We start from the raw sequence: 8,057 nt of genomic DNA, 5'->3' as shown, positions 1-8,057 counted from the left end.
ACTTCTGCTTGACGGGCCAGAGCAGGCGGCGCGCCTTGTCCAGGTTGGCGTTGTCGGGCCAACTATTGAGCGGCGCAAACCGCTGCTGCCCTGCCCCTGCGCCGCCACGTCCATCCGCCAGGCGGTAGGTTCCGGCGCTGTGCCAGGCCATGCGCACAAACAGCGGTCCATAGTGGCCAAAGTCTGCGGGCCACCAGTCCTGCGAGTCGGTCATCAGTGCGCGCAGGTCGGCCTTCACGGCAGCAAGGTCGAGGCTCTTGAATTCCTCGGCGTAATTGAAGCCGTCTCCCATCGGGTCGGTGAGCGGGGAATTCTGGTTCAGGGGGCGGAGATTGAGCTGGTTGGGCCACCAGTCGGCATTGCGGGGGCCCGTGGGCACGGCCTTGGTGTGGTCAAAGGGGCATTTGGCTTCGGTCGTCATGGGTCATCTCCTGTGAAATCGCGTCGGCAAAACGTATCGACAGGGCAGATGGTAGGAAGCAAACGATGACAGGTAAATTGAATCGATTGAATCCCATTAATAGCCAATATCAATGGATCATCATCCTTTCATTGATTTCGTTGCGATACCCAGACAAGTTGAGGCTGGGGCAGCGTCAACGCGAACGCGCCAGCAGCAGCCCAGGTGCACCCATGTCAGCCCTCAGGATGCGCCCATGGGTAGAGTCGGTGACATACACCGTGGTACGCCCTGCCCCGCCAAACGCCAGGTTGGTGGTGGAGCTGCCCGGTGCGCCGCGCAGCACCTGCACGGGCTCGGCCCGGTGGTTGAGCACCCACACATAGCCAAGGCCCGGGTTGGCCACCAGCAGGTGACCCTCGGCATCCACGGCCAGGCCGTCGGGGCCGCTGGGGCCATACGAGGTGAAGAACTGGCTGACCTTGGCCACGCTGCCATCGGGCAGCAGCGGCACGCGCCACACACAGTTGCCACGCGTCACGGCCAGATACAGCACGCGGCCGTCGGGCGACAGGGCCACGCCGTTGGGGCTGGGCACGTTGTGCAGCAGCAAGTCGAGCTGACCATTGGGCCGCAGGCGGTACAGGCGACCACTCGGGTCGTGCAGGCCGCTTTGGCCCTGGTCGGTGAAGTAGAGGTTGCCTTCGGCGTCAAAGATCAGGTCGTTCACGCCCTTGAAGCGCTCGCTGTTGCGGCGCTGCAGGTACGGGGTGACGGCGCCCGTGGCCACGTCGAGCTGCATCAGGCCGTTCTTGTAATCGGTGATGAGCAGCGTGCCGGGCTTCAAGAACTTCAGGCCGTTGGGCTCGCCGTCGTACTCGGCCACCAGCGCCCAGTCGCCCTGCGGGTTGATGCGAAAGACCCGGCCCCAGGGGATGTCGCTGACGTAGAGGTTGCCTGCGTCGTCGAACACCGGGCCTTCCAGAAAAGAATCGGTGATGGTGCCGCCCCGGTTGGCGTCAGCCCAGTCGCTGCGCTCGCGGCGGCGAAAGTGCTCAGGCATGGTGGTGAAGACATCGAGATCGCGGACCTCAGGAGCTTGCAGCAAAAACATGGTGGGTCTTTCCAATTCGTTCAGGCGGCGGGAGCGGTATCGAAACCATACAGCCGTGCCGGGTTGTCGACCAGGATGCAGTCCATGGCCGCGTCGCCGCCAGCCCAGGCCTGCAGCAGGTCCATCAAGTCGGCATCGTTCACGGTGCCAGGCGTCTCGGTGGTGTGCGGCCAGTCGCTGCCCCACACCAGGCGCTCGGGCGCAGCCTGCACCAGGGCCTGGCCCAGCGGCAGGGTGTCGGCGTAGCTGGGGCCATGCACGGTCGAGCGCATGTAGGCGCCCGAGAGCTTGAYCCAGGTGTTGCCACCATCGAGCAGGCCGCGCACCATGCCGTAGGTCTCTGCGGCCGGGCCTTCGGCGGGATCGATGCGGCCCAGGTGGTCGATGACCAGGGGCACAGGCAGCTTATGCAACTGGGGCGCGAGGGCGATGAGCTGCTCCGGCTGCGCAAAGACCTGGATATGCCAGCCCGCGCACGCCGGGTGCTCGGCCACCTTGCGCGCGAGCGTGGCCAGCATGGCGGGCGTGGTGGTGCCCCACGATTGGGGCGAGACGAAATTGACCCGCAGCCCGCGCACACGGCGTGCAGCCAGGTGGGCCAGCTCGTCGGCACCCACGCCGTCGCCCACCACGGCCACACCGCGTGCAGCGTCGCCCAACTGGTCCAGCGCATCCAGCGTGCAGGCGTTGTCGGTGCCGTAGGTCGATGGCGTGACCACCACCGTGCGCGTGGTGCCCAGGCGCGCCTGCAGTTGCCGGTACACCGCCACGGGCGCCACCGGTGGCGTGCGCGGCCAGTGGGCTGACGGCGCAAAGCGCGGGTCAAAGATGTGCATGTGGCTGTCACACGCGCCGGGCGGCAACTGGCGCTGCGGGCGGTTTAGGCCCACGGAGTGGGGCACGGGCGTGGTCAGCGCTGGCAAAGGCATGGGTCAGTCGAGTTTGATATTGCCCTTCTTCACGACCTCGSCCCACTTCGCGTCTTCCTTCTTCAGGAAGGCGGCAAAGTCTGCGGGCGTCGAACCGATGGGCTGGGCGCCCAGGTCGGCGAGGCGCTGCTTCACTTCGTCTTCTTTCAGCACCTCTTGCAGGGCCTGCTGCAGTTTGGTGGCCACGTCCGCAGGCACGCCCGCAGGCAGGAACACGCCGTTCCACTCATAGGCCTCGTAGCCGGGAATGGCCGCCTCGGCCACCGTGGGCACATCGGGCAGGCGCTTGGAACGCTCGGGCGCCGACACGGCCAGCGCACGCAGTTTGCCACCCGCCACATGCGGGTAAGTGGCGGCCACGGTGCCGAACATGAAGTCCACCTGGCCGGCCATCACGTCGGTGATGGCGGGGCCACCGCTCTTGTAGGGCACGTGCACCATGTCCAGGCCCAGCTTCTGGGCCATCAGCTCGGCCGCCAGGCGCTGCACCGTGCCGCTGCCGCCTGAGGCAAAGTTGATCTTGCCCGGCTGCGCCTTGGCCTTGGCGATCAGCTCGCCCACGTTTTTGTAGGGTGCATCGGCCTTCACGATGAGCACGTTGGGCGCCAGCAGCACCAGCGACAGCGGCTGCAGTGCGTTGGCTGCATACGGCATCTTGGGGAACAGGTGCGGGTTGATGGAGTACGGCGTGGCGTCGTACAGCATGGTGTAGCCGTCTGCCGGGGCCTTGGCCACGAAGCTGGCGCCAATGGTGCCGCTGGCACCGGCCTTGTTGTCTACGATCACGCTGCCACCCAACTTGGCGCCCAGGCGGGTAGCGACCACACGGGCCACGGCATCGGCCGCGCCACCGGGGGCGTAGGGCACGACGATGGTGATGGGCCGCTCGGGGAAGGCGGCGTGGGCCACACCTGCGGCCAGGGCGCAGGCGGCGATCAGGGGTTTGAGGAAGCGAAACATGGGGGTCTCCTTGGGTAGCATTCAATCAACAAGAGAAGGAAGGCGGTAGCGGTGTTTCACGTCGCACGGTGCATGAGCGGGCAGCCGTGCAAGGGCCGCCCCGCAGCACCGGCTGCGTCCCCCTTCCCGCTTTGCATCGCAAAGCGAGAGAAGGGGGAAGGCGCAACGCGCCTCAGGGGGTTGTCCGAGTCAATCTGCTTTGAGATCGAGCGCCTTGGCAATCTGGCTATACGTCGCAGCTTCGCGGGCCACACGAGTCGCAAAGGCGTTGCCACACACCGATTCGGCATCCATCCCCAGGCCGCGCAGCTTTTCAGCGGCCGATTCGCTCTTGGCAAATTCGGCGGCCGTGCGCTCCAGCGCCTGGGCGATGGGCTCGGGCACGCCTGCCGGGGCCAGCACGCCGTACCACACGTCGGCAGCGTAGTTGCCACCTCCTGCGTCGGCAAACGTTGGCACCTCGGGCACCAAGGCAGAGCGCTGGGGCGCGCCCACGGCCAGCGCACGCAGCTTGCCGCTCTTGATCTGCGGCAGCACCGAGCCCAGGGTGGCAAAGGAGCTGTCGAGCTGCCCGCCCATCAGGTCCGTCACCACGGGTGCGGCGCCCTTGTAGGGCACGTGGTTGAGCTGCAGGCCCTGGGCGCGGGCAAAGATCTCGGTGGCAAAGTGGCCTGAGCTGCCCACCCCTGCTGTGCCTGCTGTCACGCGGCCGGGCTCGGCGCGGGCCTTGGCCTGGTAATCGGCCAGTGTCTTGACCGGCAGGCTGGGGGTCACCACCAGCACCGTGGGGCTGCTGGCCACCGTGCACAGGGGGCGGAAGGACTTCACCGCATCGAACTTGACGCGGCCCTGGTACAGCGCCGGAATCATGGTGTGGTTGGTGGCGCCGAACAGCAGCGTGTAGCCATCGGCCGGGGCGCTGGCCACGGCCTGGGCGGCAATGATGGTGCCCGCGCCCGGCTTGTTGTCGATGATGAACGGCTGGCCCAGCGCCTTGCTGGCGTGGTCGGCAAACGCACGCGCCACCACGTCGGTGGGGCCACCGGCGGCAAAGCCCACCACCAGCTTCACGGGCTTGGTCGGATAGGCTGCTGCGCCCGTTTGCGCGCAGGCGGTGCCAGACGCTACAAAAACAATAGCTGCCAGCGCGTGATTGACTAGCGCAAGAGGCCTATTTTTCTTGAAATTGCGTGCCATGGTCTGTTGTCTCCTGTAGGGCCGGGCACCCTGCCCGGCCATGTTCTTGGGGCAGGCCGGCGCTCAGGCGACGGCTACTGCATGCGGTGCACGTGCCAGCACGGCCAGCAGGTTCTGGGCGGCGCCCACGCCCATGTTCACGTAGGCATCGCTCGTCACACCGCCAATGTGAGGGCTGAGGACGAAGTTCTTCTCGCCCTGGAAGGGGTGGCCCGCCGTCATGGGCTCCACCGCAAAGCTGTCGAGCCCGGCCGCCATGACCTGGCCCGAGCGCACGGCGGCCAGCAGATCGGCCTCGTCGATCAGGCCACCACGTGCCGTGTTCACCACAATCACGCCACGCTTGCATTGCGCCAGTGTGGCGGCGTTCAGCAGGTTGCGGTTGTCGTCGGTCAGCGGGCAGTGCAGAGACACGGCATCGGATTCGCGCCAGATCGTCTCCAGGTCCACCGCCTGCACATAGGCGGGCAGGTTCTTGGCAAACGGATCGAAGCCAATCACGCGCATGCCCAGAGCGTCGGCCATCTTGGCAAAACGCAGGCCGATGGCGCCCAGGCCCACCAGGCCCACCGTGCGGCCACCCAGCTCCAGGCTCTTGTGCGTGGCCTTGTCCCAGTGGCCAGCGTGCATGCGCGCATCGAGTTGCACCACCGACTTGGCGCAGGCCAGCAGCAGCGCCAGGGCCTGCTCGGCCACGGCGGCGGCGTTGGCGCCCACGGCGGCCACCACCTCAATGCCACGGGCCTTGGCGGCCACCTTGTCGATGGTGTCGGTACCGCTGCCGTGCTTGGAGATGACCTTGAGCGCGGGGGCCGCGTCCATCACCGAAGCGCCCACCTTGCCGTAGCGCACGATGATGGCCACGGGGTTGTGCGCACCGCACAGGGCCACCATGTCGTCTTCCGTCGGCGTCTTGCCTGCGTAGACGATCTCGTAGCCTGTGAGCAGGTCGAGGGCTTGTTGCGCCAGGTCGGCGCCGGTCACGATGATGGTTTGGCTCACAGCGATTCCCCTTCCTTCAAAACGCCTGCGGCGCGCAGGGCGGCGGGGAGCCATTTCGATGCGGTGTCGCCACGGGCGATGGCTTCGATACGGGCGGCTTCGTCGGCCACCTTCTTGTCGGCCAGGGCCAGCATGGCGGGGGCTTTTTCGCGCTCGATGACGACCACGCCATCGGCGTCGCCCACCACCAGGTYACCCGGGTTCACCACCGCGCCACCGGCGCTGATGGGGTGGTTGATGCGGCCGGGCACGTACTTGGTGGGCCCTGCGGGGTTGAAGCCAGCGCTGAACACGGGGAAGTCCAGCTCCAGAATTTCCAGCTTGTCGCGGATGGCGGCGTCCACGATCACACCCGCGAGGCCGCGCTTCTTGCAGGCGCTGAGCATCAGCGTGCCCATCAGCGCCGCCGTCTGGTCGCCCTTGCCRTCRATCACCAGCACGTCRCCCGGCYKGGCCAGSGCGATGGCGGCGTGGATCATSAGGTTGTCGCCSGGSCGCACTTCCACGGTGAAGGCAGGGCCTGCCACCTTCATGGACTGGTGCACGGGCGCCACGCGGCCATGCATGGTGCCGCGGCGGCCTGCCACGTCGGCCAGGATGGCGGCTTGGTAGGTAGCGGCCCGGGCAACAACGTCGCCGCTCACGCGGTCAATGGTGCGGATGATTTCAGGGAGTTGGCTCATGGGATGGTCCGGTTGAACGATGGAATGAAGAAAGGAAGTAAGAGAACTGCGGTGGTCAGTCGGCTTTGATGCCGCCTTCTTTGATGACCTTGGCCCACTTGGCAGAGTCGGCCTTCTGCAGGTCGCCCAGCTGCTGGGGCGTGCCGCCCACCAGCGTCACGCCCAGCTTGTCGGCCAGGGCAATGAGGGCGGGGTCTTTCAGCGTGGCGGCAATCTCGCGGTTCAGGCGCTGCACGACGGCGGCGGGTGTCTTGGCGGGGGCAAACACGGCCTGCCACTGCTCCACCACAAAGTCCTTGAGCCCCGCCTCGCCCATGGTGGGCACGGCAGGCAGGGCCTTGAGGCGCTGGGCAGACGTGACGGCCAGGGCGCGCAACTTGCCCGACTGCACATGCGGCAGTGCAGCGGCTGCGGGGGCAAACATGAACTGCACCTGCTCGGCCAGCGTGTCTTGCAGCGCGGGGGTGTCGCCCTTGTAGGGCACATGGATGAAGCGCGCGCCGGTTTGCTGCTGCAGCAGCTCGCCCTGCATTTGCAAGATGGTGCCGTTGCCACCCGAGGCAAACGCCAGCTTGCCGGGCTGGGCCTTGGCGGCGGCCAGCAGGTCCGCCACCGTCTTGAACGGCTGGTTGGAGCCCACCACCAGGATGTGCGGGATGGTGCCAACGGTGATCACGGGCTCGAACGCCGTGATGTGGTCGTAGGGCAGCTTGGCCATCAGGTGCGGGGCGATGGCCTGCGGGCCGATGGAGGTGCCCAGCAGCGTGAGCCCGTCCGGCGCCGCCTTGGCCACGTAGGCCGCGCCAATGGTGCCCGTGGCCCCGGCCTTGTTGTCCACGAYGACATTGGTGGACAGGGCCGCGCCCAGCTTGAGGGCAATGTTGCGGCCCAGCACGTCGGTGCTGCCGCCAGCGGGGTACGGCACCACCCAGGTGATGAGCTTGCCCGCAGGCCAATCGTTTTGCGCCCAGGCGGGCAGCCCGGCCCCCACACCTGCGCCCGCAAGGGCCAGGGAGGTCAACAGGTGGCGGCGCTGCGCGCCGTGCGTGGAAAGGGGAGATACCAAAGAGGTCATGGTGCAAGGCCCTCAGACAGGGGTGGGGGATGAAGAAGTCGAGACCGGCGGGAAGCCGTAAAGCGCGGCAGGGTTGGTGACCAGCACGCGGCGCAGGGCATCCGCACCGGCCTGATCGCACCAGCGCGCCAGGGTGTCGATTTGCAATGCGTCGTCCGGCACGGGGTGCAGGCCAGCGCTGGCAGTGGCATGGGGCCAGTCGCTGCCCCACAGCACGCGCTCTGGTGCAGCACGCAGGTAGCTGGCGGCCAGTGCGTCAAGCGCCGGGTCGTCCACCGCGTGGGTGGCGCTGACGATGTAGCCGCCCGAGAGCTTGACCCAGGCCCTGCCCTCGCCCATCAGCTGCAGCAGCAGTGCGTGGGCTGGGTGCTTCCCGGCTTGCTCGGGTGCGATGCGGCCCAGGTGGTCAAACACCAGGGGCACAGGCACGTTGCGCAGCACATCGCCCAGCGTGGCCAGCACATCGGACGCCATCAGCAGCTGCAGATGCCAGCCCCAGGGCGCAATGCGCTGGGCAAGGGGCAGGATGGAGTCCACCGAACCCGTGACGCCCAGCGACAGGTTCAGCCGCACGCCGCGCACGCCCCCGTCGTGCAGGGCCTGCAGCTGGGCATCGCTCTCGCTGCCATCGATCACGGCCACGCCCCGGGCCTGCGTACCCAACGCGGCCAGGCCCTGCAACATGCAGCGGTTGTCC

9 protein-coding genes are annotated in these 8,057 nt (G+C 67.3%); all 9 read right to left on the bottom strand.

What is annotated here, in order from left to right; all coding sequences use genetic code 11:
- Positions 1 to 421 (bottom strand): peroxidase family protein (locus tag AC04MI_RS21380; protein ID WP_476498641.1); only part of this gene is annotated, 421 nt, incomplete at its 3' end.
- 175 nt (positions 422 to 596) lie between these two features.
- On the bottom strand, positions 597 to 1,514 hold the full coding sequence (locus AC04MI_RS21375) for an SMP-30/gluconolactonase/LRE family protein (RefSeq protein ID WP_192421473.1): 918 nt from the start codon (positions 1,512 to 1,514) through the stop codon (positions 597 to 599).
- Between the two features lie 20 nt (positions 1,515 to 1,534).
- The gene (locus tag AC04MI_RS21370) at positions 1,535 to 2,443 is read right to left on the bottom strand and encodes an amidohydrolase family protein (protein ID WP_476498640.1); all 909 of its coding nucleotides are present in this window, start codon (positions 2,441 to 2,443) and stop codon (positions 1,535 to 1,537) included.
- A gap of 3 nt (positions 2,444 to 2,446) precedes the next feature.
- A complete protein-coding gene (locus AC04MI_RS21365; RefSeq protein ID WP_476498639.1) occupies positions 2,447 to 3,403 on the bottom strand; it encodes a tripartite tricarboxylate transporter substrate binding protein in 957 nt (318 codons plus the stop codon).
- Positions 3,404 to 3,592: 189 nt separating this feature from the next.
- Positions 3,593 to 4,600 (bottom strand): Bug family tripartite tricarboxylate transporter substrate binding protein, encoded by a 1,008-nt coding sequence (locus tag AC04MI_RS21360; protein WP_436078669.1) that lies wholly within the window; start codon positions 4,598 to 4,600, stop codon positions 3,593 to 3,595.
- Positions 4,601 to 4,663: 63 nt separating this feature from the next.
- Positions 4,664 to 5,602, bottom strand: a complete 939-nt coding sequence (locus AC04MI_RS21355) for an NAD(P)-dependent oxidoreductase (protein ID WP_436078668.1) — start codon at positions 5,600 to 5,602, stop codon at positions 4,664 to 4,666.
- The gene (locus AC04MI_RS21350) at positions 5,599 to 6,285 is read right to left on the bottom strand and encodes an RraA family protein (protein WP_476498638.1); all 687 of its coding nucleotides are present in this window, start codon (positions 6,283 to 6,285) and stop codon (positions 5,599 to 5,601) included. The genes AC04MI_RS21355 and AC04MI_RS21350 overlap by 4 nt, the downstream gene beginning before the upstream one ends.
- A gap of 55 nt (positions 6,286 to 6,340) precedes the next feature.
- The gene (locus tag AC04MI_RS21345) at positions 6,341 to 7,360 is read right to left on the bottom strand and encodes a Bug family tripartite tricarboxylate transporter substrate binding protein (protein WP_476498637.1); all 1,020 of its coding nucleotides are present in this window, start codon (positions 7,358 to 7,360) and stop codon (positions 6,341 to 6,343) included.
- A gap of 12 nt (positions 7,361 to 7,372) precedes the next feature.
- A partial coding sequence (locus AC04MI_RS21340) for an amidohydrolase family protein (protein WP_476498636.1) occupies positions 7,373 to 8,057 on the bottom strand: 685 nt, incomplete at its 5' end.

The organism is Acidovorax sp. LjRoot204 (genome assembly GCF_056175785.1).
Note: the sequence above shows the minus strand (reverse complement) of the source record. Positions and strands in the feature narration are given on the sequence as shown.